This is a genomic window from Acinetobacter pecorum (assembly GCF_014837015.1).
Lineage (GTDB): Bacteria > Pseudomonadota > Gammaproteobacteria > Pseudomonadales > Moraxellaceae > Acinetobacter > Acinetobacter pecorum.
The window spans coordinates 1-1048 of the sequence record NZ_JACSPT010000048.1 but is presented as its reverse complement, the minus strand read 5'-3'; the positions used below and the strand labels follow the sequence as shown (position 1 = coordinate 1048).

Here is a 1048-nt window from a genome sequence, read left to right as displayed (position 1 = left end):
CTTAGATTCTCAAATGAAGTGCAACAGAGATTAAATTATTGGAAAGAAGCAAGATGAGCTAGCATTTTGCTTCCGACCGACCAAAGTCAAAGCTGCATCATGAACTATACTCATCTTACCCAAGAAGAAAGATATCAGATTTATACATTGTTACGTGAGGGATTTTCTCAACGTTATATTGCTTGGAGACTGAATCGTTCACCTTCCACTATTTCTAGAGAAATCAACCGTAATCGAGCAAGAAATGGCTACTTTGCTAAACATGCCAATAAACTCGCTCGAAGACGCCATTGCCCCAATCCTAAAAAAATCCCTGATGAAATATGGGCACATGTCATCTCTTATCTTGAACTTCAATGGAGTCCTGAACAGATCGCTTCTTGTGTTTCAGTGAGTTTGCATTCAATTTATCGTTTAATACGGCAGGATAAAAATAACGGAGGTACACTGTTTCATAACCTACGTTTTAGAAATCAGAGAAAGAGGAAATACGGCTCTTCTGAAACCCGTGGTCAGCTGGCTAATCGTAAAAGCATTCATGATAGACCTATTGAGATTGAGCAACGTAATCGTTTTGGTGATCTAGAGATAGATACGATTGTTGGTAAGAATCATCAGCAATCATTGGTCTCAATTGTAGATCGCAAGACAGGCTATTTGTGGTTGAAGAAGTGTAGCTCACGCCAGGCAGAGGAAGTTTGCCAAACAACTATTCGTCTACTTGAGCCGATCAAAGATCAGCTCAAGACAATTACCGCAGATAATGGTAAGGAGTTCAGCTTGCATGAATATGCTGCTCAAGAATTAGAAATAGACTGGTATTTCGCTGATCCTTATAGCGCTTGGCAACGAGGTACGAATGAAAATACGAATGGCTTAGTCAGACAATACATTAGAAAAGGAAGTGACTTGAATCAATATACGGATGAATACATTTCAGAAATCACTGACCGTATAAATCATCGTCCAAGAAAAAGACTCGGCTTTAAAAGTCCGAGTCAGGTATTATGGCAACAATATGGTGTTGCACTTCAAATGCTAATCTAAG

General features: G+C 39.2%; 1 protein-coding gene. It reads left to right on the top strand.

All coding sequences use genetic code 11. The features are described 5' to 3' along the window. The first annotated feature begins 99 nt into the window (after window positions 1-99). Window positions 100-1047: an IS30 family transposase gene (locus tag H9629_RS15285; RefSeq protein ID WP_064102545.1), complete on the top strand. Its 948-nt coding sequence runs from the start codon at window positions 100-102 to the stop codon at window positions 1045-1047. The last annotated feature ends 1 nt before the right edge of the window (window position 1048 follow it).